Origin of the sequence: Lactococcus petauri (assembly GCF_023499275.1) — a bacterium.
GTDB classification, from domain to species: Bacteria; Bacillota; Bacilli; order Lactobacillales; family Streptococcaceae; genus Lactococcus; species Lactococcus petauri.
The window spans coordinates 1,484,503-1,510,770 of record NZ_CP094882.1 but is presented as its reverse complement, the minus strand read 5'-3'; the positions used below and the strand labels follow the sequence as shown (position 1 = coordinate 1,510,770).

Annotated in this window: 20 protein-coding genes; all 20 read left to right on the top strand. The window is 39.4% G+C overall.

All coding sequences use genetic code 11. The features are described 5' to 3' along the window. Positions 1-47 precede the first annotated feature (47 nt). Positions 48-980 (top strand): 1-phosphofructokinase, encoded by a 933-nt coding sequence (gene pfkB / locus lgb_RS07290; protein ID WP_019294303.1) that lies wholly within the window; start codon positions 48-50, stop codon positions 978-980. A 9-nt stretch (positions 981-989) separates the two neighbouring features. Then, positions 990-2,918, top strand: a complete 1,929-nt coding sequence (locus lgb_RS07285; protein ID WP_019294302.1) for a fructose-specific PTS transporter subunit EIIC — start codon at positions 990-992, stop codon at positions 2,916-2,918. Position 2,919: 1 nt separating this feature from the next. Continuing rightward, positions 2,920-3,567 carry an HAD family hydrolase gene (locus tag lgb_RS07280; protein WP_019294301.1) on the top strand — a complete coding sequence of 216 codons (648 nt, stop codon included), beginning with the start codon at positions 2,920-2,922 and terminating at the stop codon, positions 3,565-3,567. Positions 3,568-3,721: 154 nt separating this feature from the next. Further along, a complete protein-coding gene (locus tag lgb_RS07275; protein WP_019294300.1) occupies positions 3,722-4,873 on the top strand; it encodes an SIS domain-containing protein in 1,152 nt (383 codons plus the stop codon). A gap of 14 nt (positions 4,874-4,887) precedes the next feature. Further along, entirely contained in the window at positions 4,888-5,817 is a 930-nt protein-coding gene (gene lacC, locus lgb_RS07270) for a tagatose-6-phosphate kinase (protein ID WP_242810688.1), read from the top strand. 24 nt (positions 5,818-5,841) lie between these two features. After that, positions 5,842-6,699: a class II fructose-1,6-bisphosphate aldolase gene (gene fba / locus lgb_RS07265; RefSeq protein WP_019294298.1), complete on the top strand. Its 858-nt coding sequence runs from the start codon at positions 5,842-5,844 to the stop codon at positions 6,697-6,699. 692 nt (positions 6,700-7,391) lie between these two features. Further along, the gene (locus lgb_RS07260) at positions 7,392-8,045 is read left to right on the top strand and encodes an HAD family hydrolase (RefSeq protein WP_019294297.1); all 654 of its coding nucleotides are present in this window, start codon (positions 7,392-7,394) and stop codon (positions 8,043-8,045) included. Positions 8,046-8,157: 112 nt separating this feature from the next. Beyond that, the gene (locus tag lgb_RS07255; protein WP_249663191.1) at positions 8,158-9,207 is read left to right on the top strand and encodes a M24 family metallopeptidase; all 1,050 of its coding nucleotides are present in this window, start codon (positions 8,158-8,160) and stop codon (positions 9,205-9,207) included. 156 nt (positions 9,208-9,363) lie between these two features. Further along, the gene (gene efp, locus lgb_RS07250; RefSeq protein WP_003132984.1) at positions 9,364-9,921 is read left to right on the top strand and encodes an elongation factor P; all 558 of its coding nucleotides are present in this window, start codon (positions 9,364-9,366) and stop codon (positions 9,919-9,921) included. An 87-nt stretch (positions 9,922-10,008) separates the two neighbouring features. Continuing rightward, complete coding sequence (locus lgb_RS07245) at positions 10,009-10,410, top strand: Asp23/Gls24 family envelope stress response protein (protein ID WP_019294295.1); 402 nt, start codon at positions 10,009-10,011, stop codon at positions 10,408-10,410. Continuing rightward, on the top strand, positions 10,403-11,377 hold the full coding sequence (gene nusB, locus lgb_RS07240) for a transcription antitermination factor NusB (protein WP_019294294.1): 975 nt from the start codon (positions 10,403-10,405) through the stop codon (positions 11,375-11,377). The genes lgb_RS07245 and nusB overlap by 8 nt, the downstream gene beginning before the upstream one ends. A gap of 483 nt (positions 11,378-11,860) precedes the next feature. After that, positions 11,861-13,003 carry a glucose-1-phosphate adenylyltransferase gene (locus lgb_RS07235; RefSeq protein ID WP_019294293.1) on the top strand — a complete coding sequence of 381 codons (1,143 nt, stop codon included), beginning with the start codon at positions 11,861-11,863 and terminating at the stop codon, positions 13,001-13,003. Then, a complete protein-coding gene (gene glgD / locus lgb_RS07230; protein ID WP_019294292.1) occupies positions 12,993-14,138 on the top strand; it encodes a glucose-1-phosphate adenylyltransferase subunit GlgD in 1,146 nt (381 codons plus the stop codon). The genes lgb_RS07235 and glgD overlap by 11 nt, the downstream gene beginning before the upstream one ends. Positions 14,139-14,188: 50 nt before the next feature. After that, positions 14,189-15,625 (top strand): glycogen synthase GlgA, encoded by a 1,437-nt coding sequence (gene glgA, locus lgb_RS07225; RefSeq protein ID WP_249663190.1) that lies wholly within the window; start codon positions 14,189-14,191, stop codon positions 15,623-15,625. 72 nt (positions 15,626-15,697) lie between these two features. Then, positions 15,698-18,100, top strand: coding sequence for a glycogen/starch/alpha-glucan phosphorylase (locus lgb_RS07220; protein ID WP_019294290.1), 2,403 nt, complete (start codon positions 15,698-15,700; stop codon positions 18,098-18,100). A 100-nt stretch (positions 18,101-18,200) separates the two neighbouring features. After that, entirely contained in the window at positions 18,201-20,018 is a 1,818-nt protein-coding gene (locus lgb_RS07215) for a glycoside hydrolase family 13 protein (protein ID WP_019294289.1), read from the top strand. A 207-nt stretch (positions 20,019-20,225) separates the two neighbouring features. Then, positions 20,226-21,674, top strand: a complete 1,449-nt coding sequence (locus tag lgb_RS07210) for a cytochrome ubiquinol oxidase subunit I (RefSeq protein ID WP_019291587.1) — start codon at positions 20,226-20,228, stop codon at positions 21,672-21,674. Next, positions 21,671-22,666, top strand: coding sequence for a cytochrome d ubiquinol oxidase subunit II (gene cydB / locus lgb_RS07205; protein ID WP_019294287.1), 996 nt, complete (start codon positions 21,671-21,673; stop codon positions 22,664-22,666). Before lgb_RS07210 ends, cydB begins: the two co-directional genes overlap by 4 nt. A gap of 145 nt (positions 22,667-22,811) precedes the next feature. Further along, on the top strand, positions 22,812-24,518 hold the full coding sequence (gene cydD / locus lgb_RS07200; RefSeq protein ID WP_019294286.1) for a thiol reductant ABC exporter subunit CydD: 1,707 nt from the start codon (positions 22,812-22,814) through the stop codon (positions 24,516-24,518). A 31-nt stretch (positions 24,519-24,549) separates the two neighbouring features. Then, complete coding sequence (gene cydC, locus lgb_RS07195; protein ID WP_019294285.1) at positions 24,550-26,268, top strand: thiol reductant ABC exporter subunit CydC; 1,719 nt, start codon at positions 24,550-24,552, stop codon at positions 26,266-26,268.

Below are 26,268 nucleotides of genomic sequence, written 5' to 3'. Positions count from 1 at the left end.
ATAATACGCTATGATAATACTATGATAAAAAGAAAGTGAGGTGTTCAATGATCTACACAGCTACACTAAATTTAGCAATTGATCTGTTTATTGACACCCAGGAGATGTCTCCTAAAATAGTGAATCGTACAGAAGAGTATGATGTTCAAGCCAATGGAAAAGGTGTCAATGTTTCTTTGATCTTGCAGCAACTCGGAGTGACAAGTACAGCACTTGGTTTTAAGGCTGGGTTTACCGGAAATTTCATCGATGATACGCTCCGAAATGAAGGCATTTACACAGACTTTATCGAAGTTGACGGTATAACCAGAATCAATGTCTTTACACATGTAAAAAAAGAAAATCTGGAGTATAAGCTAGTCAATAAAGGGCCAAAAGTTACATCTGAACAAGTAGAAATGTTTTTAAAGCAAGTACACCAACTCAGAGCGGGGGATTACCTTTGTTTATCTGGCAGTTTTTCTGAAGGAGTTCCACCCATACTCTTAAAAGAGATTGCAGCGATCTGTCAAGAAAACAAGGTGAGACTCATTATTGATACCAGCTATGCAGAAGTACTGGATACTTTGTCTTACAAACCTTTCTTGCTTAAACCCAATGATGAGGAACTGGCGCACTGGTTTAATGTGGAGCTAAAAACGCCAGAAGATGTAATCTATTACGGTAAAAAATTGGTAGAGCAAGGTGCGCAAAATGTTTTGATTTCCTTGGGGGAAAAAGGTGCCTTGTTTATCAATTCGGACCAAATCTTATCTGTAAATGCTCCGCAAGGAGAAGTTGTCAACACAGCTTGTGCAGGCGATAGCTTGCTTGGAACTTTCTTAGCCGGAATAATCAAAAATGAAGCTATCGGAAAAAATTTGCAATTAGCAATTGCAGCTGGCTCTTCTACAGCTTTTCAAAAAGGCTTGACTGATTTTTCCGATGTTCCACAGCTGATGAAACAAATTACTGTTACTGAAATTATGAATAAACTATAAGGAGGATTTATGGGAAACTATAAAATAATCGCTGCAACAGGTTGTCCAACAGGGATAGCACACACGTTTATGGCACAGGAAGCTTTAGAAGCAGCGGCAAAAAAAGCAGGTGTATCAATCAAGGTAGAAACACATGGACAGATTGGTGTAGAAAATGAATTGACAAACGAGGACATTCGTCATGCAGAAGCTGTAATTATTGCAGCCGATAAAGATGTCCATGCTGAGCGTTTTGCTGGAAAACGGGTCATTGAAGTTTCTGTTTCAGCAGGGATTAAAGAGGCGGACCACTTGATTAAGGAAGCATTAGCTGGGAAAGGAAAAATCAAGGACGGTACAACGACTAGGGAAAATACCTCAACAGCACCAGATGTATCTAAAATCGGGCACAGCATCTACAAAAACCTTATGAACGGTGTCTCGCATATGCTGCCTTTCGTTGTTGCTGGTGGTGTTTTGATTGCAATTTCTTTTGCAGTTTGGGGGATCCATTCTGCAGAACCAGATCATGCTACATATAATGCCACAGCAGCGATGATCAAGGATATTGGCGGGCAAGCTATGGGAATGATGGTGCCAATATTGTCAGCTTTCATTGCTGAAAGCATTGCTAAGCGTCCCGCGCTTGTCGCAGGTTTGATTGGTGGTATCGTAGCAAATGCAGGTGGCGCAGGTTTCTTAGGAGGAATTCTATCCGGTTTCTTAGCGGGTTACTTAATTCTTTTCCTTCAAAAACTCTTGCGTAAGATGCCCAAATCTCTTGATGGATTAAAAGCTGTCTTTATTTTACCGGTTCTAGGAGTGGCAATTGTCGGAATAGCTATGTATTTGCTGGCAGCTCCTATGGAAGCCATCAATCAAGCTATGATGAATTTCTTAGCTGGATTTGAAAACAGTAACCCGATTGTTTTAGGACTTATTGTTGGTTCAATGTGTGCCTTTGATATGGGAGGTCCGGTCAATAAAGCTGCCTATGTTACAGGTACAGCGCTCTTAGCTCAAGGAAATTACTCCTTTATGGCAGGTGTGTCAGCTGCTTGTATTGCGCCGCCATTGATTACAAGTATTGCAACGCTTGTATTTAGAAAGTATTACAATACTGAAGAACGTAATGCAGGGATTGTGAACCTCATCTTAGGTTCCACACATATCACTGAGGGCGCAATTCCTTTTGCAGCCAAAAATCCCTTGATTATTTTGCCTATTTTTATGGTGGGTTCTTCCATTGCCTCAATTTTAACTTATCTTTTCGGAGTAAAGGTCCCTGCGCCACATGGAGGATTTCTGGTTTTACCTGTTGTCACAGGTGCTTTCCAATGGGTTTTATCAATTTTGATTGGTTCGGCAGTAGGTGGAATTTTACTTGGCCTCTATCAAAAACGACGCTGGGAGAAGGAAAAACGTGAAAATAAAGAATTAGCCACTGAAGAAATTCTAGCTCCCTCTGCATTCCTTTCTGAAAATGACGTCTTTCTCCATCAAACATTCAATACACGAGATGAAATGTTCGACTTTTTAGCAGAAAAAACAATCCAACGAGGAATCGCTACAGACAAGGAAGAAATCAAGGAAAAGTTAGTGGCGCGTGAACTCGAAGGAACTACAGGAATGATGGACGGCTTTGCCATACCACATGCTAAATCGTCAAATATTAATAAAGCCAGTTTGATTATTGTAAAAAATGAGAAAGGCATTGCTTGGGATAGCTTAGATGGTCAACCAATTACCTTTATCATTGGACTTTTTATACCCGAACATCAAAAAGGAACCGCACACCTACAATTGCTCTCTTCTGTTGCGAAAATGCTCATGATACCTGCGGTGATAGATCAGCTAAAAGCAGCGAACAGCCAAGCGGAGATTGTGTCAATCATTAACCAAAAACTAGTTGAAAATAGTGAGGAAGCTTCAGAAAGCCTTGTATATGCAGGAGTATAAGATGAGCTTTAATACGATTATCTTTGATATGGACGGTGTTTTAATCGATACGGAGTATCATTATGCCCAAGTATTTGATGCCTTTTTCGATAAAAAGGGCATTCCGATAGCACATCTAAATCGGCGTGAGCTTTTAGGTCGCCCTCTGAGAGACTTGTGGCCGTTCATTTTGGGAGAAGATTTTGATAAGAAAGGTGCGGCAAGGTTACAAAAAGAGTTCTTCACCTATAAAAAGAGTAGCCATTTTCCCATCGAGGAAATGCTGTTTCCTGATGTGAAAGTTGTCCTGCAACGCTTTTCTGAAACAAAACTAAAGATTGGTTTAGCGACAAGTTCGTCACACGATGAAATTGCAGAAGTTCTTGATACACATAATCTTCGTAAATATTTTGAGGTTATTTCATCTGGCGAAGATTTTCCAGAGTCTAAGCCCCATCCTGCCGTTTATTTGTCTGCCATGAAGCAGTTGAATGCCAGAGCATCTGATGTGCTTGTCATTGAAGATTCACCCAATGGTATTGCAGCGGGAAAAGCAGTGGGAGCAACCGTTTGGGCGATTAGAGATCAACGATTTGATAGTGACCAGAGTCAGGCAGACAGACATGTTGAGCATTTAACTGAAGTACTGGAACTTCTTGGCTTTTCATGATGTGACGAAATAATTCTATGGAACATTGAAACATTCCCTTGAAATCAGGAAAAATTTCCGTTTTGGTAAAGTGCCATTTGGAAAATTTTCCTATGGTTATCACCTTATAATAGATATCATAAGCTTAAAGAAAAATAGAAATCGAGGGAATAATATGCTTCAATTACCAGAAGAACGACTCAAAGAACTAGGTGCGGCTATCACCGTTAAAGAAACTTTAGGGCAGCCAGACTTATGGCGCAAGGTTTTCGCAGAATACGCAGAAAGAAAAACAGAGATTGATGCTTTCTTAGCAACACTTATCGAAAAACATGGCTTTATCCGAGTTATTTTCACTGGGGCAGGTAGCTCGCAGTATGTGGGTGACACCGTACTTAAAAGTTTAATTGAGCTGGGAGATACGGAACATTTCCGTTTTGAATCAATCGGAACAACGGATATCGTAGCAGCCCCACAAGCTACGTTGGAGCAGAATACACCGACCTTGTTGGTTTCATTTGCACGTAGCGGAAACTCCCCTGAATCTGTTGCAGCAGTCAATATTGTAGAAGAGCTAGTCCAAGACAGTTATCAGTTGGTAATTACTTGCGCTAAAGAAGGCAAGCTCGCTCAGCAAGCCCTCACCATGGAAAATGCGTTGACTTGTATCTTACCAGATGAGTCTAACGATAAAGGTTTTGCAATGACGGGCTCATGCAGTTCAATGACGCTTTTATCAACGCTTATTTTTTCAACAGAAGAACTTTCGGATAAAGAAAAGCAGGTCAGCATTGCCGCGGATTTAGCTGCAGATGTTTTTCAGCGAGAAACGGAAATTGTAAGTTTTCTAAATGACGATACAGACCGTATGGTTTACGTGGGCTCAAGTACACTTTCAGGTTTTGTACGTGAAGCTCAACTCAAGGTTTTGGAATTAACAGCAGGAAAAATAGCAACCATGTTTGACAGCTCGATGGGCTTCCGTCATGGACCTAAATCTTTCATTAATGAAAATACTGTCGTTTTCGTCTTTGCTGCCAATAACGCTTATACACGTCAATATGATTTGGATCTCTACAAAGAGGTTGCCGGTGATGCAATTGCTCAGCGAACAGTCGTCATCGGACAAAATCTTACTGAAGGTTTTACGTATAAGGAAGCGCCAGAGCTTAAAGAAGCCTATCTTGTCTTCCCAGCATTTGCATTTGCTCATGTCATTGCCTTGAATGCTTCAATTTTGGTGAAAAACACGCCTGATACACCTTCAGCATCCGGCACAGTGAACCGTGTCGTAAAAGGTGTGATTATCCATCCTCTGGAAAAATAGGAGAGCAGTAAACCATGAGTATTTTAACAGTCACACTCAATCCTGCTATCGATATTTCTTATCCATTGGAAGCCTTTCACTTAAATACGGTCAATCGAGTAGCACAGGTTGGTAAAACGGCTGGTGGTAAAGGGCTTAATGTATCACATGTGCTGAAAGAACTAGGTGCAGATGTCTTGGCGACAGGATTTGCTGACGATATCTTAGGTGCGGAGATTGTCGAGAACTTAAAAAGTGAAGGTATTGATAGTCGATTTACTAAGATTTCTGGAAAGACACGCAACTGTATTGCGATTTTACACGAAGGACAACAGACCGAGATTTTAGAAAAAGGACCACGGATTTTAAGGGAAGAAGCAGAAGAGTTTATTGACAATTTTAAAGCAATGTTAGCTGAAGTTGAAGCAATTGCCATTTCAGGTTCTCTGCCTGATGGCTTACAGGAAACTTTCTATTCTGACCTTATCGCAATTGCCAACAAGCAGGAGAAAACAGTTGTTTTGGATTGTTCGGGGCGCGCACTTGAAGCAGTGCTTAAAAACCCACATAAGCCAAGTGTAATCAAACCCAACTTGGAAGAGTTGACGGATTTGTTAGGGAAGGAAGTCACCTTAGAAAATATCAAAGAAAGTTTACAGGATAGGCTTTTTGACGGTATTGAGTGGATTGTGGTTTCTCTTGGAAAAGAAGGCGCGTTTGCTAAAGTTTCCAATGACTTTTATCGTGTGAAAATCCCCAAAATAGATGTAGTAAATCCTGTCGGATCCGGTGATGCGACTGTTGCTGGACTTGTTTATGGGATAAGCCAGAATGAAACGGTTGAGAATACCTTGAAAGGTGCTAATGTATGTGGCATGCTCAATGCGCAGGAGGCGAAGACAGGTCATATTAATCGGACAAATTATCAAGCTTTGTTTGACCAACTCAAAGTAGAAAAAATATAAAACAAAGACGCGAAGAGGAGAAAAATGGTACTTGTAAAAAGTAAAGAAATGATAGAAAAGGCATTTAAAAATGGCTATGCCATTGGTGCCTTTAATGCAGAAAATATGGAAATGGCGGAAGCAATCGTAGAAGCAGCGCAAGAGATGAATGCCCCCGTCATTGTCCAAACAACTTCGGGTACGCTCAATACGACACCCCCAGAAATGTTCTACCATATGGTTAAAGCAGCAGCAGACAAGGTTTCAGTGCCTGTAGTGATGCATCTTGATCATGGGGATGATTTTGAACGCGTAGCACGTTGCTTGCGTACAGGTTATACCTCGGTAATGATTGATGCTTCGAAAAAACCATTTGAAGAAAATGTCGCAATAACCGAAGAAGTGGTCAAGATGGCACATTCGATGGGTATTCCAGTAGAAGCTGAACTAGGTATTGTTGGTGGCAAAGAAGATGGCAATAATGCAGAGACGGTAGCTTTTACCGATCCAGAAGAAGCTGAAAAATTTGTCAAAGCTACAAATGTTGACTTTTTAGCTATTGGCATCGGCAACTCACACGGCTTTTACAAAGCAGAGCCAAAGTTACAATATGATATCTTAGAGGCTGTCAAAGCGAAAACGGGTGATGTACCATTGGTCCTTCACGGCACGTCAGGAATCCCTGACGAAGATGTTTCAAAAGCTGTTGCTATGGGCATTGCTAAAGTTAACTATGCCACTGAACTCCGCGCTGTTTTCACAAATGCTATCAAATCCTACATCTCCGAAGATGAAAAAGTCGTAGATCCGAAAAAATACAACTCCGCAGCTAAACAAGCAGTCAAAGAACTTGTGAAACAAAAAATTCAAGTGCTTGGTTCTGATGGGAAGGCGGAGGAGTGATGGTACGTATATAACACATTAATATCCCCCAAAATAAAGCTTTAAAAGTGAAGCTTTATTTTTTTATGCATATATACATAAATATGTAACAATAATGTAAATTAGAGTAAGGAAATAGGAAATACTTTTCGCTTCAATGAGATGTACTCTTCTTGATATCACATTATTTTGATGTTATAATAAAGGTAAATAAAAAGGACTTGCTTCCAACAAGTCCAATGTAGCCGATTAAAAGTCGGTGGCAGAATTAAAAATCTAAGAACCGTTAACTCTCCAAAGCTAGACGGTTCTTATTTTTTTGTGATTGTTTCAATCAACAAAACGATAAATGTGAGCCAGCTAATAAGTAAACTACAAACTGCAGTTACTAATAGTGCTACATTAATCAATAAGTATGCTCCTTTCTGTTGGATTTTGCACTTACATTCATAAGCCTCACCACCTTTCAAGAACCACCGTCTACTAAACTTCTACACAGCAATTATAACATATTGGTTAATAGAGAAATCAAGGAGATATCTTATCGAAAGAAAGCTTCTTATCCAGGTTAGAACTGCTTTTCTACTGATTCCGTCCACTGTTTAATAAAAAATACTGAAAATTAATATTTTGGTGTATTTTCTTTCTCCAAGTATTTCCAATCATTATATCTAATATAAAAAATAACCGCTTACTTATGCTATAATAAAGCTATGAAATTTAAAGCAATTGTATTTGATATGGACGGTGTTTTGGTAGATTCAGAACGTTTTCACTCTAAGGTTTTAGATAACTTTTTCGTTGAAAGTGGTATTGATGCTAGCCATTTAACACCAAAAGATTTTGTCGGTAGTGTTTTGAAAGACATGTGGCCAAAAGTATTACGTGATGAGTTTACAGAGGCGCGTGCAGCGCAAGTGCACCAAGATTTCTTAGATTACGATGCACAATTTCCGATTCCTTATAAGGAGCTACTTTTACCTGGTGTTACGGACGCCTTGAAGACCTTTTCAGAAAAGGGGTATAAAATGGCCGTAGCTTCAAGCTCTCGTCGTCATGAGATTGCTGAAGTCTTGGATACGCATGATTTACGCCAGTATTTTGAGTTTTTCTTGTCAGGGCAGGACGAGTTTGAGCAGTCTAAACCTAATCCAGCTATTTATCTGGCTGCTATGGAAAAGCTTGGTGTAGAACCTTCAGAAACCCTGATTATTGAAGATTCGCATTATGGTATTATGGCTGGTAAGGCGGCTGGAGCCACTGTTTGGGCGGTTAAGGATAACTATTTCGGTATTAATCAAGAACAAGCAGACCGTTTTATTGAGACACTTACGGATGCCAAAAAGTTGTTGGCGGAATCAGAATAAAGGAAAGAACTTCTGCTTTTAGGAGTTCTTTTTTCTTTAGATAAAGATTCAATATTATAGTTCAGACTTTGTTATAATAGAAGAAAACATCCCAATTAAAAAGGAGAAATCAATGAGAATCAGTAACTTAAAAGAAAAAATAGCGCGAGAAAATTTAGATGGCTTAATCCTTACTGATATGAAAAATATCTACTATCTGACAGGTTTTTCGGGTACAGCTGGCACGATTTTCATGACAGCAGAGCATTCCTACTTTATGACGGATGACCGTTATATTGGAATTGCACGCCAATTGATTACGGGGTTTGAAATTATCCAGACACGTGATGCCTTATCTGAAATTGCTGCCCTTGCTGAAGACCTTCAAACTATTGCTTTTGAAGATACAGTTGATTTTGCATTTTATCGTGTATTAGCGGAAAAATTAAAGAAGGCAAAGCTTGTTCCTACGACAAACTTTGTAGCTGAGTTGCGCCAAATCAAAGATGCGGATGAAATCGCCACAATTAAGAAAGCTTGTCAAATTGCGGATAAGGCCTTTGAAGCTGTATTGAGATATATCGAGCCAGGCAGAACAGAAATAGAAGTCGCTAATTTTCTTGACTTTAAAATGCGAGAAATGGGCGCAAGTGGCATCTCTTTTGACACAATCGTTGCTTCAGGAAAACGCAGCAGTTTGCCACATGGCGTAGCAACCCATAAAATGATTGAGTTTGGGGATCATGTAACCATTGATTTCGGCTGTTATTACAATCATTATGCAAGTGACATGACAAGAACAGTCTTTGTTGGCGAAGCAAGTCCGAAGATGCGTGAAATCTATCAGACAGTACGTCAAGCAAATGAAGCTCTGATCACCGAAGCAAAAGAAGGCATGTCTCTTGCTGACTTTGACAAAGTGCCACGCGATGTCATTGAAGCAGCCTCGTATGGAGAATACTTTACACATGGGATTGGTCATGGTTTAGGCTTAGATGTACATGAAATTCCTTACTTTGGTGCTAAAGCAAAAGGAGCACTCAAGTCCAATATGGTCGTTACGGATGAACCAGGAATCTATATTCCTGACTTTGGTGGTGTAAGGATAGAAGACGATTTGCTTATTACTGAGGAGGGCTGTCAGGTACTGACCCAATCGCCGAAAGAACTTCTCGTTCTTTAATTTGAATTCTTGCTTCAAGAGCTTCATTTGCTCTAAATTTTGTCTGAAGGAAACAAACAGACATTTGAAAAAAGGGTGAATTTGTGCTAAAATGAATTGTTAAAAGCTGCCTCTTTGGGCGGTAAATAGAATATTCACTAGGAGATATATATAATTATGGTAGCAGCAAAAGACCTCAAAGCCGGAATGACATTTTTGAACGGAGACAAACTCCTCCGTGTTATGGAAGCAAGTCACCACAAACCAGGTAAAGGTAACACAATCATGCGTATGAAATTGCGTGATGTGCGTTCAGGCTCTACATTTGACGATACATACCGTCCAGAAGACAAATTTGAACAAGCTGTGATTGATACAGTAGCTGCACAATATCTTTACCAAATGGACGATACAGCTTTCTTCATGAACAACGAAACATATGATCAATATGAAATTCCTGTTGAACAAGTTAAAGAAGAATTACTCTATGTTCTTGAAAATACAGATGTAAAAATCCAATTTTACGGTACAGAAGTAATCGGGCTTCAATTGCCAACGACTGTCGTACTTGAAGTCGCTGAAACTCAACCTTCTATCAAAGGTGCAACAGTAACAGGGTCAGGTAAACCAGCAACAATGGAAACAGGCTTGGTTGTCAATGTCCCTGACTTTGTTGAAGCAGGAACAAAACTTGAAATCAATACACAAACAGGTGAATACCTTAAACGTGCATAAGCCGTTTTGGCTAGCCCTCACACAAGTTGAGGAGTTATAAAAGCCTTGCTCCACGGAGAAACAAAAGAAAAGATAGAGGAGAGAAATATGGCAGATACAACTGTTCATACTGAAGAACTTGGTGAAATCGTTATTGCACCGGAAGTTCTTGAAGTAATTATCGGTATCACAACTGCAAAAATCGATGGTGTTTATGCATTACGTAATAAGCATTTTTCAGATAGCCTCGGCAAAAAATCAGAAGGCCGTGGTGTTTATATCGAAAGTAAAGACGACAAAGTTGTTGTCAATATCTATGTTTACTTGGCTTTTGGTATTAACGTACCACAAGTAGCCATGAATATTCAAAAAGAAGTGAAAGAAGCAGTTGAACAAGCAACAGAAATCGTAATTGATGATGTGAACATCCACGTAGTAGGTATCGTTCCTGAAAAATTACCAAAACCAAGCTTTGACGATTTGTTTGATGAGGGTTTCTTTGATGCCTAACAAGCTAACGCAACATAGCATTCGTCAGCGCACTGTGCAAACTCTTTTTGAATACGAAATCAGAAAAGCAATGTCAGAAACAGTTTTGACAGAGTTTAAAAATAATGTCGAAAAGATTAATCGTGAATTGGCAAAACCGATTCGTTTTGATGTTGCCTATAAAGATGAACGTATCACAGTGCGTGATTTTCCACGCTTTTTCACAAAACCATTAAAAGAAATTGATAAGATTTATGAAATTTTAGATATTCCAAATCGTGAAAAAACTGCTGTTTACAAAGCTTTGAGTTTTATTCGTGATTTTGGTGGTTATACGAAACGTATGACGGATCAAGAAGCTATTGATTTGTACAAAGATGTTTTTATGAATCTGAACTTGGTACGCCTTTTCAATATTGAGCTTGAAGAAGAAAATATTGCGGTTCGTGTTCGTGATTTCTTGCGTGCAAGTTTTAGATCAGAAACACCAGAGCAAAAATTAGAAGTTTTCAACCGAGTTTTCTCTGATGTTCATGCAAGTGTTCGTGAAAAGATTACAGTTGAATTATTCAAGCCTTTAACTGTTCAAAATGAAGTTGCTGAAATTTTGGCGATGACTGAGCCAAAATTTGCCACAGCTTCTAAAGACATCTTAGTCCAAGCTAAAACTTTTGCTTTGAATTATGATAACAATACAGATGAACCCGTAGAAGCACCAGCTTATTTTACAGAATTGGTCGATGGCATCTTAGACAAACAAAATATTCTTGATGCTGCCTTATCTGAGCATTTAGCAAAAGGTTGGACTTTCTCGCGCTTAACCACAGTGGAGCAAGCTTTACTTCGTTTAGGTGCTTATGAAATCCTCTTTACTGAAACTCCGGATTTGGTTGCTATTGATGAGTCGATCGAACTGGCTAAAGATTTCAGTGATGAAAAATCAAGTAAGTTTATCAACGGTATGTTGACTAATTTAATTAAAAAATAAAATAAAAGACACAGAAAATTTACGTTTCTGTGTCTTTTTTCGATATTTAATATTAATATTAGCAAATTTTATAGTAAAATACTATAATAAAAGTATGTGAAAATACCAAGATATAAAAGCGTTTCTAGTGAAGTAGAAGTGTCAAAATTTTTTATTGCGAATTTTCAGAATTTTATAATTCATAACGAGATGAAATGTTTGTAAAATAACTTTTCTCCTAGTTGAGGTAAAATGAGAAAAAGTTTATTTTTTAATTCTTATACATACAAAAGAAAAGTTAAAAGTTAGAGTGAGATTCAATTCTTTGGGGGAAATAAAGGCACTAGAACAAGCTCTATTAATGGTGCGCACGTTTCTCCAATGTAATAATAGCAGTAAAATGAGTTTTACATTAAAAATATTTGACTTTTATATTTTAATTATATAAAATTACATTAAGTTAATTAAAAATTTCTAATGCTACATATAAAGTGGAGGTCTATTATGGGAATAGAAATGCTTGGTCTAATACTTGCCGGTGGGCAAGGTACACGTCTCGGTAAGTTGACAAAGGATGTCGCAAAACCGGCAGTACCGTTTGGCGGACGATACAGAATTATCGATTTCGCCCTATCTAACTGTGTGAATTCAAATGTTAAAAATGTCGGAGTTATTACACAGTATGAGCCTTTAGTGCTCAATGAACATATTGGAAATGGTGCGCCTTGGGGCTTAAACGGGGTAAACAGTGATGTAACAATTCTGCAACCTTACTCTTCAACTGAAGGAAGTAAGTATTTTGAAGGCACAGCACACGCTATCTATCAAAATATGGCTTATATTGACAAAAAAGATCCGGAGTATATCCTAGTCTTGTCCGGGGATCACATCTATAAGATGGATTACGAAGCGATGTTAGCGAGCCACAAGGAAAATGATGCGAGTTTGACGGTTTCAGTCATGGAAGTCCCTATTGAGGAAGCGAGTCGCTTTGGTATTATGAATACAGACGATAATGACCGTATTATTGAGTTTGAAGAAAAACCGGCTGAGCCTAAGTCTAATCTTGCATCGATGGGGATTTATATTTTTAACTGGAAACGACTTCGAGATGTCTTGGTGACAGGTTATGCTAAAGGCGTGGACATGGAGGATTTTGGCGGTAATGTTATTCCGGCATATATTGATTCTGGTGAAAATGTCTTTGCTTATCGTTTCAAGGGCTATTGGAAAGATGTGGGTACGATTGATAGTCTTCATGAATCCAGCATGGAATTCCTAGACTTAGGAAATGAATTGGATATTAAAGATAAGGAATGGCGTATCTATTCTCGTAATGATAGTTCTGCACCGCAGTATTTAACAAGAAATGCCAATGTGAAAGCTGCTTTGATTGGCGACGGTTGTTACGTGGATGGAGAAGTTACTGATTCGATCTTATCTCAGAATGTTCATGTTCAAGAAGGAAGTACAATCGAAAAAAGCTTTGTTATGTCTGGTGCACATATCGGAAAAAATGTAACCATCAAATATGCTATTCTTGGTGAGAAGGCCAAAATTGGCGACAATGTTGAAATTATTGGAAAACCAGGTGACATCGCTGTTATTGGATACGGAGAAGTAAGAGGGGAAGAAAATGAAGACTGAAAATAAAATTTGTGCAATCTTGTCGAATGTCACACGCAATGAAGAACTCTCTCCTCTGATTGATCAACGTCCGATTGCGACATTGCCCTTTGAATGTAAATACCGCTTGATTGATTTTCCTTTATCATCTTTAGCAAATGCCCATGTGAGTTCCATCTTTATGACAGCTAATCAAGGAGAAACACAGTCCATCTTTGATCATATGGGTGCAGGAAGCGAATGGGGACTTGATAGTTTTAAGAATCGCTATTTTGTCTATATTCAGCAAGATTTTCAACGTCTTAAAGAGCAAGGTTTGCCTTATTTCAATCAACAGATTAATTTTTTACGGAAAGCAAAAGCAGCTTATACCGTTTTGCTAGACAGTAAATTTATCTGTAATGTTGACCTAACAGCTGTTTTAAAAATTCACAAAACTTCTGAAAAGCCAATCACCGCAGTCTATAAGAAAGTTGCACCAGATGTAGCAGAAGCTTCAGATACCATTATTCGCTTTGACGAACATAATAAAGCCTCAAGTAGTTTTCTCTCCCAACTTACGGATGTGCAGGACAAAGAAGCGCTCAGTTTAAATATGTTTATTGTCGACACAGAATGGCTGATTGACTTTCTACAAAGAATGCAAGAAGAAGGGGAATATGCCTCCAGTTCACGCCTTTTACGTAAATATTTAGCAGAATTTGACATTAATACTTATGAATACACAGGTTATATGAGCAATATAAAGAGTATCAAGTCTTACTATGATGCTAATATGTTGATGCTTGAGCCAAGTAATTTTACGGCTTTGCTCTATGGTAATCATCCAGTGCGGACGAAAATCAACAATGAAGTGCCGACTTACTTTTCACGAGACAGCAATGTCACAAATAGTCAACTGAGCTCAGGCTGTGTTATCGAGGGTCATGTATCAGATTCTTTAATTTCACGTCGTTCGAAAATTGAAAAAAATGCCTCAGTCGAAAAAGCGATGGTCTTTACCGATAGTGAAATTAGAAGCGATGCTAAAGTGGCCTATGCGATTGTGGATAAGCATGTAATTATTGAAAATGGTGTGAAAGTTGAAGGAACACCAGAACATCCTGTGGTCATTCCGAAACATACGGTTGTGACGGAAGACATTATCCAAAAGTAGTCCTTTAATGGCAAGAGGAGTCAATAATCCCAGGAAAATAAGGAGAAAACATGAAAGTATTATTTGCATCAAGTGAGTGTGCGCCATTTTTTAAGACAGGTGGTTTAGGAGATGTCACAGGTGCCCTTCCTAAAGAACTTGCCAAAAATCCCGATATGCAGGTGGCTGTCATCTTACCTTACTATAAATATGGTATCGCTGAGCACTATAAAACCCAAATAAAAGATGAATTTTGGGATTATGTTAATGTCGGCTGGCGTCACGAATATGTCGGTGTGAAGCGTTTAACTCAGGATAAAATCACTTATTATTTCCTAGACAACGAGAATTATTTTGGTCGTGATGAAATTTATGGTTATGGTGATGATGGAGAACGTTGGGCCTTTTTCTGCTTGGCTATTGCGCAACTGATGGAACGCTTAGCCTTTATTCCTGATATTCTTCATGTCAATGATTGCCATACAGCTATGTTGCCTTTTCTCTTGAAAGAAAAATATCAATGGATTAATGCTTATCGTAATATAAAAACAGTACTGACTATCCACAATACTGAGTTTCAAGGAATTATGCAAGGTTCAGCTTTGTCAGAACTTTTTGGTATGGGTATGGAGCGTTATCATGAAGGTGTCGTACGTCACAATGATATGCTTAACAGTCTCAAAACAGGGATCCTCTATGCGGATCGTGTCAATACTGTTTCGCCGACATATGCTCAGGAAATTCAAACACCTGAGTTTGGCTGTGGTTTAGATCCGATCTTAAGGTATGTCTCTGATAAGCTTGTCGGTATTGTCAATGGTATTGACTATGATGTTTATAATCCAGCCACAGATAAACGGATTGAACATCATTTTTCAAGCTCTGACTTGAAGGGTAAAGCCAAAATGAAACAGGCTTTACAAGAACGTGTAGGTCTTCCTAAAGCCGTAGATAAGCCCTTGATAGGTATTGTCAGTCGCTTGACCACTCAAAAAGGTTTTGATCTTGTTTTGGAGCGCATGGATGACATTTTAAGTCAAGATGTACAAGTCGTTATATTAGGAACAGGCTATACGGATATTGAGCAAGGTTTCCGCCACTTTTCAGAAAAATATCCTGATAAATGTGCGGCAATCATTAGCTTTGACTTGAAGCTCGCTCAGGAAATCTATGCAGCCAGCGATTTCTTCCTGATGCCCTCGGCATTTGAGCCTTGTGGCCTTTCGCAAATGATTGCCATGCGTTACGGTACTCTTCCCATAGTCCATGAAATTGGTGGGCTCAAAGATACAGTTCAACCTTATAATCCTTATACAGCCGAAGGAACAGGATTTGGCTTTGTGGATTTTACGGGACAAGTTTTAGTGAATACCATTAATCAAGCATTAAATCTATATGCGAGTGAACCAGATATTATTCAGAAGTTGAGAGTTCGTGCGATGAAGCAAGATTTTTCGTGGAAGACAAAGGCTGAGCAATACATTCATCTTTATCAAGAAATAATCTAAAGAAAGCGTGTTTGTCTCTCAGAAAACCTTTCCTAAAGTAGGAATAGAAATCAAAAAGCGGAGTAAGATATATTGAAGCTTTCAAAAACGCAATTTAAAAAAGACTTTGAAAAAAGGTTGACGTCCAAGTTTGCTACTGATGTAAGTAAAGCAGGAGTCACAGAAACCTTTGCAACTTTATCATCTGTTGTAAAGCAATATTATACACAGATTTGGCAAGCTGATAATCAGTATAAAGATGAAGTGCAACAGAAGCAGACCTATTATTTTTCTATAGAATTTTTACCTGGGAAACTGCTGAAAAGCAACCTTCTTAATCTGGGTATTCTAGCAACGGTTCGCGAAGGTTTAGCAGATTTGGGCATTGATTTGGAAAAGGTCGCCCAAATAGAGCCAGATATGGCCATCGGTAATGGTGGCTTGGGCCGTTTGGCAAGTTGTTTTATGGATTCGGCAGCTTCTACAGGTTTGCCGGTGAATGGTAATGGGATACGCTACCGTTATGGCCTCTTCAAACAAAAAGTAATTGATGGTTATCAAGTAGAGTTGCCAGATTCGTGGCTTAATAATGTGAATCCTTGGGAGGTGAGGCGTGCAGATAAGGCCATCGAAGTTACTTTTGGTGGTGAAGCTTGGCTAGAAGAAGATGAATCAGGCCATCTCATCCCGCGTTATCGTAATCAAGAGCGTGTGTTAGCCATACCTTACGATACGCCCATCGTTGGCTTTGAGAATACGCGCGTAAACAATATGTGTCTGTGGCATTCTGAAGTGCCACAAGATTTGGATGTGAAGTTTCAAAACATGGAATATATGCACCAAACCTCAATGCTCTCTGCTGAGCTATATCCTGATGATTCGAATTACGATGGCCGCTTGCTTCGCCTTAAACAGGAATATTTCTTTGTATCCGCAGGGCTTCAAAGAATCCTGCGACATTATAAGGTCAATAATGAAGCACCATTGACGCAGATTGCAGACTATGTAGCGGTGCATATCAACGATACGCATCCTGCGCTTTGCGTCCCGGAGTTCATGCGTCTCCTCCTCGATGAGAATGGTCTGTCATGGAAACAAGCCTGGGAAATTACCGTCAAGGTAATGAGTTATACCAATCACACAATCCTGTCGGAAGCCTTAGAAAAATGGCCAGAAGATATGGTACAGATGCTTTTACCAAGGCTTTATCAGATCATCAAAGAAATTGACCGTCGACGGACAGAAGAATTGACACCACGTGTAGGTGCAGAATTAGTACAAAAAACGAGTATCGTGAAAGATGGGCAAATTCATATGGCGAGCTTGGCGATTATTGGTTCGCACTCGACAAATGGTGTGGCTAAATTACACTCGGATATTCTTAAAGATGTAGAGCTACATGACTTTTATAAATTATACCCAGAGCGTTTTAATAATAAAACCAACGGTATAGCAGATCGACGTTGGCTCCAAATTGCCAACGAAGGCTTGGCAAACTTGATTGATGAAAAGATTGGCAAAGCATGGCGTCACGATTTGACAAAACTGGAGGCGTTAAAGGCTTTTTATGAGGATGAAGCAACGCTAAAAGAACTTTTAGCAGTCAAGCTTCAAAATAAAAAAGACTTAGCTGTGTTAATTAAAGAAAAAAATGGTGTTGAAGTAAATCCTGAAGCGATTTTCGATGTACAGGTCAAGCGGCTGCATGCTTATAAACGCCAACTTTTAAATTTGCTTCACATCCTAAAACTCTATTTTGATATCAAAGATCAGCCGGACTTAGAAATGGTTCCACGTGTCTTTATTTTTGGTGCAAAAGCTGCGCCCGGTTATCATTATGCCAAAAGCATTATCAAAGCGATCAATGAAATAGCTGATATGATTAATTCAGATCCAATAGTTGAGGATCGAATCAAAGTAATCTTTATGGAAAACTACAATGTGAGTCTTGCCGAAAGTATCATTCCAGCAGCAGATGTGGGGGAACAAATCTCATTAGCATCAAAAGAAGCCTCAGGCACTTCAAATATGAAGTTTATGCTCAATGGTGCTCTCACAATGGCGACCTTAGACGGGGCAAATATTGAGATTAAAGAAGCTTGTGGAGATGAAAATATCTTCATCTTTGGGTTAACCAAAGATAAAGTTTATGAGTACTACAAAAATGGCAACTACAATGCGCGTGATATTTACGAACAAAATCCAGTAGTACATCGTATACTCAACGCTTTCATTGACGGAACCATTCCTAATATTACGAATGAAGGGCCTGAAATATTTGATTCACTCACAGCCTTTAATGATGAATATTTCTTATTGCGCGATTTTAATGATTATGTCCGCGCTCAGAAGGAACTTGAAGCACTTTATCGTGAGCCTAAAGCTTGGGCACAGGCAAGTTTGATGAACATTGGGACTTCCGGTATTTTCTCCTCTGACCGTACTATACGCCAGTATGCCGAAGATATTTGGTTTATTAAAGAAAAAAGTGAGTAAAGCTGTAAAACTGTGCCAGTAAAAAGGAAAGAAAAATACTCTTTCCTTTTTTACGCATAGAAGCGAGCATATCACGCAAACAAATGAAGGGAGGGTAAAAATGTATTATTATAATTCTTGGGATGCAGACTTCAAACAACCTTTCGGGGCAATTCAAGTGGGGCAGATTATGAAGGTAAATCTGCAAATCGACAAGGAAAATGTTACTGCCAAGTTTATCATTCGACGTGACTTCGGTGCCCGCTCGGAGTTTGATATGCAAAAGTTAGAGGGAGGAATTTTTAGTGCTTCCGTCAAGTTCGATGTTGGGCAAGGGCTTTACTACTATTATTTCGAAATCAGTGAATCAACGGATTGGGGCATCAAAAAGTTTTACTATGGCTGTAGCGGTCTTGGTGGTGAAGGCGTACTTTATATGAATGAAAATGATGTACGCCCCTATCAAGCCACTATTTTCTCCTCAAAGGATGTCGCACCAGCATGGTATCGGGAAGCCGTCTTTTATCAAATATTTCCGGATCGTTTTCATAATGGCAATCCAGAAGGTAAAATTAATCATCCCAAACCTAATTCCTTCATTTATGCGACTAAAGAAGACACGCCGCTTTATGTCAAGGATGAAACAGGTGACGTTGTACGGTGGGATTTCTTTGGTGGCAATATTCGCGGCATTATCGAAAAGATACCTTACCTGAAAGAACTGGGGATAACTGCACTTTATCTTAATCCTATTTTTTCAGCAACCAGCAATCATCGTTATGATACCAATGACTATCTGCAAATAGATAGCATGCTAGGAACAGAAGAAGATTTTCAAGAATTAGTGGAAGTTCTTCACACAGAAAATATGCGTATCGTTCTGGATGGTGTTTTTTCCCATGTGGGTAAGGACTCACGCTATTTTAATCTCTCGGGTCAATATGGAAGCGATGTAGGTGCAGCTAAAAATCCGGACAGTCGTTACATGGATTGGTTTAAATTTACAGAATATCCGATGAATTATAAATCATGGTGGGGGATTAAAGATCTTCCAGAAGTGGATAAAGACAACCCTTCATTTCGGGATTTTATCTATGGGGATACACATTCGGTCTTAGCCAAGTGGAATCAGTTTGGCATAGATGGCTGGCGTTTGGATGTGGCGGATGAACTTCCAGACAGTTTTATTCGGGGCATCCGCAAAAATTTGTCTCGCTATCCAGAGACGATTCTTATCGGTGAAGTTTGGGAAGATGCCTCTAATAAGATTTCCTATGGGCAACGACGTAACTATATTTTGGGTGACAGTTTGCAAGCCGTGATGAATTATCCCTTTCGTGACTTAATTATTGCTTATCTTACAATGACTAAAACTGCTCAAGAGCTTGCCTATCAAATGCTGGTTTTGAGTGAAAACTATCCGCACGATATTTTTTATAATAATTTTAATAACCTTGGTACACACGACACGGAACGTATCTTGACGATGGTCGGTGATGAAGCAAATGATTTGGCTGTAGGAATGCTCTTTAGTCTTCCTGGTGTACCTTGTGTCTATTATGGTGATGAAGCTGGGCTAACCGGCCGTAAGGATCCAAAAAACAGAAAATATTTCCCGTGGGATAATATCCATGAGCTGACTTATGATTTGTATCATCAGTGGATTGCCAAGCGTCATTCAGAAAAGACACTCATTCAAGGAAAATTTACTACGTTTTTCCAAGGAGATGTGTTAGGAATTTTACGCTACACAGATTGCGAAGCTTTTGTCTACGTTATTAATCCAACAGATGCAGAAGTCAAGCTAACATTTAAAGAAATTCATTTTCTGCAAAAAGTTTCTTTCACTGAGCGACTGGCGGACTGTCTTGATGAACTTATCCTTCCAGCAAAATCAGGGCAGGATTTTAAGATAATCAAAGTAGAAAATAAGATTTAAAAAGAAATACTGCTGTCAAAAGCAGTGTTTTTTCGTGTCAATTTGAACACTAAAGATGATGCTGTATAAGAAATGTATCAGAATCTTAAATTTATAAACAAATTCCTTTTCGATACGCTTTCATAGTGTTACAATGAATTGTAATTAATTTTTTGTTAGTCTCGAAAATTGTGTACTTTTACCTTTATTCGAGCAATAGGAGGCTTTATGTTGACAATTGAAACTCTCGCGCGTTTCCAGTTTGGCATGACCACAATCTTCCACTTTTTCTTTGTTCCCCTTTCGATAGGGTTAACATTGATGACCTTTATTATGGAAGCATTGTATGTTAAAACGGGCGATGAGAAATGGAAAACACGTACCAAATTCTTTGGTGCAATCATGCTATTATCTTTTGCCGTCGGAGTCGTGACTGGTATTATTCAGGAATTCCAATTTGGGATGAACTGGTCAGACTATTCACGATTTGTCGGTGATATCTTTGGAGCACCACTTGCTGTAGAAGCACTGCTTGCATTCTTTATGGAATCAACATTCTTGGGTGTTTGGATGTTTGGTTGGGACCGTATAGGCAAAAAGTTGCACTTGGCGGCACTTGGCTTAGTTATGGTTGGAACTTGGCTTTCTTCACTTTGGATTTTGGCAGCGAACAGCTTCATGCAAAATCCAGTGGGCTATGAAGTTATTGATGGTCGTGCAACATTGACCAGTTTCTCAGCTTTATTGACAAACCCACAAACAACCTTAGAATTTACCCACGTTATCACAGGGTCATTCTTAACTGGTGGATTTGCGGTTGCCGGTATCTCTGCATTCCAAATCCTTAAAAAACGTGAAGCTGATTTCTTTAAACCAGCTTTGCGTTTAGGACTCTTAGTTGCTTTGATCGGTGCGATGGGGAACTTCGTGGCTGGTGACCAACAAATGTTGGAAGTTAAAAACACTCAACCGATGAAATTCTCAGCGACAGAGGGTGTTTATGAAACAACAGAGGACCCAGCAGCTTGGGACATGATTGCTTTCTTTAACGAAGCTGATCATAAGTCTGTTTTCGGTGTGCGCATACCGTACGTGCTGTCAATCTTGACCTACCACCGTCCTTCAGGTTCAGTTGAGGGGATGAATCAAATCAACAAGGAACTGGAAGCTAAATATGGTGATCATCTGAATTACTATCCACCAGTTACAGTTCTCTTCTATACATTCCGTATTATGGCTGGTTTGAGCATGTACTTCATGTTAATTTCAGCTCTTGGGCTCTTCTGGACACGCCGTAAGAAACCTTGGATGTATGAAAAACCTGGAATGATGCGTCTTTATGGTTGGTCAATGTTCTTACCATTCCTTGCCATCACTTCTGGTTGGTTGGTAACTGAGCTGGGACGTTATCCATGGACTGTATATGGACTCTTTACCATCAAAGACTCTGTTTCACCTAACGTTTCAGTAGGAAGTTTGCTCTTCTCAAATATCGTTTACTTCCTTCTTTTCTGTGTCTTAGGTACAATCATGATTATCTTGACACGCCGTATTATGCGTGACAGTGCGCATAAGGCAGAAACAGCTTATGTTGATTTAGATCCATTCAGTAGCCATAATCTTGGGAAAGACAAGCATTCTAAATCAGAAGAAAAAGAAGAGGAGGCTTTGAAATGAGCGGATTACAATTATTTTGGTTTATCTTAATTGCAGTGCTCTTTGGGGGATTCTTCTTCCTCGAAGGCTTCGACTTTGGTGTAGGAATGAGCGTTTTGGCTTTGGCACGCAATAAACGTGAAGTCAACCAAGCAATTGCTACAATCGGTCCTTTCTGGGATATGAACGAAGTATGGCTCTTGACAGCCGGCGGTGCCATGTTTGCCAGCTTCCCTTATTGGTATGCTTCCCTTTTCTCTGGCTATTATAATATCTTATTATTAATACTCGCCTGCTTGATTTTACGTGGGGTAACCTTTGAGTTCCGTCACCGTAGCGAATCAGAAAAAGTAGAGCGTGGCTGGGAAATAATTTTAGGAGTGACAAGCTTCTTTATTCCTTTCTTGTTTGGGCTTATGTTTACCAGCATGATTCAAGGTGTTCCGATGGATGCACGCGGTGATATTTATGCCAGCTTCACAACATATGTAAACCCACTTTCGCTTGTTGGTGGTGTTGCTGTAGCTTTGATGAGTTTCTTGCATGGTTTGAACTACATTGCTTTGAAGACAGAAGGAAACATGCGCAAACGTGCGAATGACCTTGCAAACAAACTTTACTTTGTGCTTTATGCAGGTGAAGTTGTCTTTGCTCTCTTGATTGCTATGAAGACAGATTTCATTGAAAAACATGCAGCTTTAACAATTGGCTTGTTAGCCGTTATCGTTCTCTTGACTGTTTTTGCACATGTTTCGGTTGCTAAAAAACGTGAAATGTCAGCATTCTTATCTTCTGGTTTGACTTTCCTTGCATTGGTTGCTTTACTTTTCCAAGGGTTGTTCCCACGTGTAATGATTGCTGAAAATCCGGCTTACAGTATCTTGATTAAGGATGCAAGCTCAACACACTATACTTTGACAACCATGTCCTACATCACAATAGCAATCTTGCCATTTGTGCTTGCTTATATGGCGTGGACTTACTACATTTTCAGAAAACGTATCAGTGAATAATTGATTCTAAAATTCCTTTTTTAAAGGAATTTTTTATTAGACAAAAGTGAAGAAGAGCATGAATTTATAAGCAGTTTCAAAGGCTTGATACTCATATTTTGTTATAATAAAAGTTATCATATGAATAAGAATAGGTAATTAAAAAATGATTGACAGAACTCTATTTACTCTTCCAGGAGTACGTAAGATTCTTCCCGCTCTTGGAGGGCTCGCCCTACTTCAAGCGCTTTGTATTTTAGGACAGGCTTTATTTCTGTCTCAAGCGATAACAGGATTGTGGCAAGGTCAAGAACTCATGCAGGTTCTGATCTATATTATTGGCTTTTTCCTGAGCTTTTTTGGGCGAGAAGTAGTAAACTTTTTACGTCAATATATGCTTGATAAGGTTTCTTACCGTTTAGCAGCAGATATGCGTGGACAGATTCTTGAAAAAGCTTTTAAACTTGGACCTTCCGTCTCACGTGAAATGGGAACAGGAAATCTGACATCGACAGTTATTTCTGGTATTGATGAGGTCGAAACTTATATCAAATTGGTGCTTTCTAAAGTTTTGAACATGATGATTATACCAATTCTCTTGCTGATTGCGATTGCCTTTTTGGATTTGCAGACGGCGATTGTATTGGCGATTGCCTTTCCCTTTGCCATAATCTTCATGATTTTGTTGGGATATGCTGCACAAGGGCAGGCAGACAGACAGTATAAGAGTTTCCAACTTTTATCCAATCACTTCTTAGATTCGCTCCGCGGGATTTCGACCTTAAAATATTTTGGCTTATCAAAAACATATGCCAATTCCATTTATCAAACGTCAGAACGTTTCCGTAAAGCAACAATGGCTACGTTACGTGTCGCAATTCTATCGACCTTTGCACTTGACTTCTTTGCAACCTTGTCTGTGGCTACGGTGGCTTTGTTCTTAGGACTACGTCTTATGAACGGCGCCATTCTCTTGTTCCCAGCCCTGGCTGCTTTGATTTTAGCTCCGGAATATTTCTTGCCTTTGCGTGACTTTTCCTCGGACTACCATGCAACGCTAAATGGTAAAAATGCTTACGCCAGTGTTAATGAAGTGTTGCAAACAGAAGATTATCTAACTGAACTTTTACCAGAGCCTATCCGGTGGACAGAGCAGTCACAACTGAAGCTCCATAATTTGAGTAAAGTTTTTGAAACAGGACGTGGTGTCTCAGATATCAATTTGGAACTGCAAGGCTTTACCAAGGTAGCCATTGTCGGCGAATCGGGGTCAGGTAAATCGACATTGTTAAGTATGCTTTCAGGGTTTCTTAAGCCCAGTGCGGGCGAAATCCAGCTCAATGAATTTCAGCTGACCTCACTTAACGATGAAAAATTCCGCCAGTCTTTACAATTTATCCCTCAAAACACTTATATTTTTGCAGGAACTTTACGTGCTAATTTAGCCTTTTATCAGCCAGAAGCTACAGATGAAGCCATCATTCATGCAGCTGAACTTGCCGGTTTGAAAAACTTGCTAGAAGAAATCGGGTTGGATGCAAATATTGGTGCAGGAGGTCGTACCTTATCTGGGGGGCAAATGCAACGTGTGGCACTCACACGAGCATTTCTCTCTCAAGAAAGAAATATTCTTTTCCTTGACGAGCCAACGGCGCACCTTGATGTAGAAACGGAACTGGAGATAAAGGAAAACATTCTGCCACTCTTTGAGGACAAGCTCGTCTTTTTGGCGACTCACCGCTTGCATTGGCTGCCTCAGATGGACTTAATTCTCGTCCTCAATGAAGGTAAGCTCGAAGCCGCAGGTTCACATAAAGAACTCTTAACGACTAATACATACTATCAAGAGCTCTTGCGTGAGATGAGAGGTTAAACAGCATGATTGTAAAAACAATGGAGAAAAAATGAAGAAGATTCTTTTCAATAATGATTGGATCACACCTTTTCTGCGTAAATATCGTTTCGGAATGATTCTTGCGATTATTTTAGGAACAATAACGATGTTTTGCGCTGGCCTGCTTATGTTTTCAGCGGGCTACGTGATTTCAAAATCAGCAACTAAACCCGAAAACATTTTGATTATCTATGTGCCTGTTCTGATGGTACGTGTCTTTGGTATTTCACGGCCTGTGGTGCGCTATATTGAACGCTTAACATCCCACAACTGGATTTTACGCATCACCAGTAATCTTCGTCGTAAGCTTTATCTTCGATTGGAAAAATCGGCGATTGGTTTGTCTGAACGCTACAAATTAGGTGACCTTCTTGGTTTGCTTAATGAAGATATAGCGAATATTCAAGACTTGTTCTTACGGACTCTTTTCCCTTTGATGATTGTGGGTTCTTTATCTGTAGCTCTCATCATCGCTTCAGGCGTTTTCTCGTTAACCCTGGCTCTTGTGGTTGCCTTTTTCTTAGGCTTGATGGTTATTGTGCTTCCTTACGTATCACTCAAAGTGTCAGCCAAATATGACCGAGATTTGAAAAATTACCGGAATCAACTCTTTTCAGACTTGACAGATGATGTTTTAGGTTTGCAAGACTGGGTTTTATCAGGCAGAAAAGAAGATTTCTTGCTTGATTATCAAACCTCAGAAAAAGCAGCACGTCAGATTCAAGAAAAATTACTGAGTTATGTACGGAAACGTAACCTTGTGTTGCAGCTCATCTTTGCTTTACTTGTAGTCTATCTGATTGTTTGGTCAGGTTCAACCTTAAATACGGGAGATGCACCGAACTACATTGCTGCTGTTTCTCTAGCTGCCTTTCCTTTGTTTGATGCCTTTGCACCTTTGTCTGACGCTGTTGTTGAGACACAACGTTATGGTGATTCTGTTCAGCGTCTCAATGATTTACCTGATGTTAAGGAAGATGTGCGACAAGAAACGATTACGGAGACAGACTTACAAATTTCTAACTTAAGTTTTGCTTTTGATGATAAGCTTATCTTTGATGATTTAAATCTCCATATCAAAAAAGGAGAGCATGTCGCGATTTTAGGTCGCTCAGGAGTAGGTAAATCAACCTTAGCAAGCCTTATTCGTGGGGATTTTATTGCACAGCAAGGGACTTTGGATTTGTCCGGAATTGCACCAGCTTATGCCAATAATGTTGAAGAAAAGATTGGTGTCATTAACCAAAGCCCATATATTTTCAATGCCAGCATCCGTTCCAATCTTAGCTTGGCTCGGCTTGATGCCAGTGACGAAGAAATTTGGAATGCTTTAGAGCTTGTAGGCTTGAAAAAAATGGTGGCTTCCCTGCCTGATCAACTCAACGAGGTCGTGGATGAAGCAGGACTACGTTTCTCAGGGGGGGAACGCCAGCGTTTAGCCTTAGCACGTATTTTGCTGTCCGATGTCGATATGGTTATCTTGGATGAACCGACGGTTTCGCTAGACCCGATTACCGAAAATCAACTGTTGCGTCTCTTCTTTGAGCGCTTAAAAAACAAAACGATTATCTTTATCACTCACCATCTGTTGGGTGTACAACACATGGATCGTGTTATCTTTTTAGAAAAAGGTAAAATCAAGCTTGATGATCAACCGGAATACCTTTTTGAACACAATGAAGACTTCCGTAAGCTTTATCAAATGGACTTAGGAACTAACGACGATTAA

Excerpts from the sequence above, each read along its gene's own strand:
- lgb_RS07245 (WP_019294295.1), top strand. The coding sequence starts at position 10,009 with ATGGCAGATACAACTGTTCATACTGAAGAACTTGGTGAAATCGTTATT.
- lgb_RS07255 (WP_249663191.1), top strand. The coding sequence starts at position 8,158 with ATGAGAATCAGTAACTTAAAAGAAAAAATAGCGCGAGAAAATTTAGAT.
- lacC (WP_242810688.1), top strand. The coding sequence starts at position 4,888 with ATGAGTATTTTAACAGTCACACTCAATCCTGCTATCGATATTTCTTAT.
- lgb_RS07215 (WP_019294289.1), top strand. The coding sequence starts at position 18,201 with ATGTATTATTATAATTCTTGGGATGCAGACTTCAAACAACCTTTCGGG.
- nusB (WP_019294294.1), top strand. The coding sequence starts at position 10,403 with ATGCCTAACAAGCTAACGCAACATAGCATTCGTCAGCGCACTGTGCAA.
- fba (WP_019294298.1), top strand. The coding sequence starts at position 5,842 with ATGGTACTTGTAAAAAGTAAAGAAATGATAGAAAAGGCATTTAAAAAT.
- lgb_RS07210 (WP_019291587.1), top strand. The coding sequence starts at position 20,226 with ATGTTGACAATTGAAACTCTCGCGCGTTTCCAGTTTGGCATGACCACA.
- pfkB (WP_019294303.1), top strand. The coding sequence starts at position 48 with ATGATCTACACAGCTACACTAAATTTAGCAATTGATCTGTTTATTGAC.
- lgb_RS07285 (WP_019294302.1), top strand. The coding sequence starts at position 990 with ATGGGAAACTATAAAATAATCGCTGCAACAGGTTGTCCAACAGGGATA.
- cydC (WP_019294285.1), top strand. The coding sequence starts at position 24,550 with ATGAAGAAGATTCTTTTCAATAATGATTGGATCACACCTTTTCTGCGT.
- lgb_RS07275 (WP_019294300.1), top strand. The coding sequence starts at position 3,722 with ATGCTTCAATTACCAGAAGAACGACTCAAAGAACTAGGTGCGGCTATC.
- glgA (WP_249663190.1), top strand. The coding sequence starts at position 14,189 with ATGAAAGTATTATTTGCATCAAGTGAGTGTGCGCCATTTTTTAAGACA.
- lgb_RS07280 (WP_019294301.1), top strand. The coding sequence starts at position 2,920 with ATGAGCTTTAATACGATTATCTTTGATATGGACGGTGTTTTAATCGAT.
- lgb_RS07260 (WP_019294297.1), top strand. The coding sequence starts at position 7,392 with ATGAAATTTAAAGCAATTGTATTTGATATGGACGGTGTTTTGGTAGAT.
- glgD (WP_019294292.1), top strand. The coding sequence starts at position 12,993 with ATGAAGACTGAAAATAAAATTTGTGCAATCTTGTCGAATGTCACACGC.
- cydB (WP_019294287.1), top strand. The coding sequence starts at position 21,671 with ATGAGCGGATTACAATTATTTTGGTTTATCTTAATTGCAGTGCTCTTT.
- lgb_RS07235 (WP_019294293.1), top strand. The coding sequence starts at position 11,861 with ATGGGAATAGAAATGCTTGGTCTAATACTTGCCGGTGGGCAAGGTACA.
- efp (WP_003132984.1), top strand. The coding sequence starts at position 9,364 with ATGGTAGCAGCAAAAGACCTCAAAGCCGGAATGACATTTTTGAACGGA.
- cydD (WP_019294286.1), top strand. The coding sequence starts at position 22,812 with ATGATTGACAGAACTCTATTTACTCTTCCAGGAGTACGTAAGATTCTT.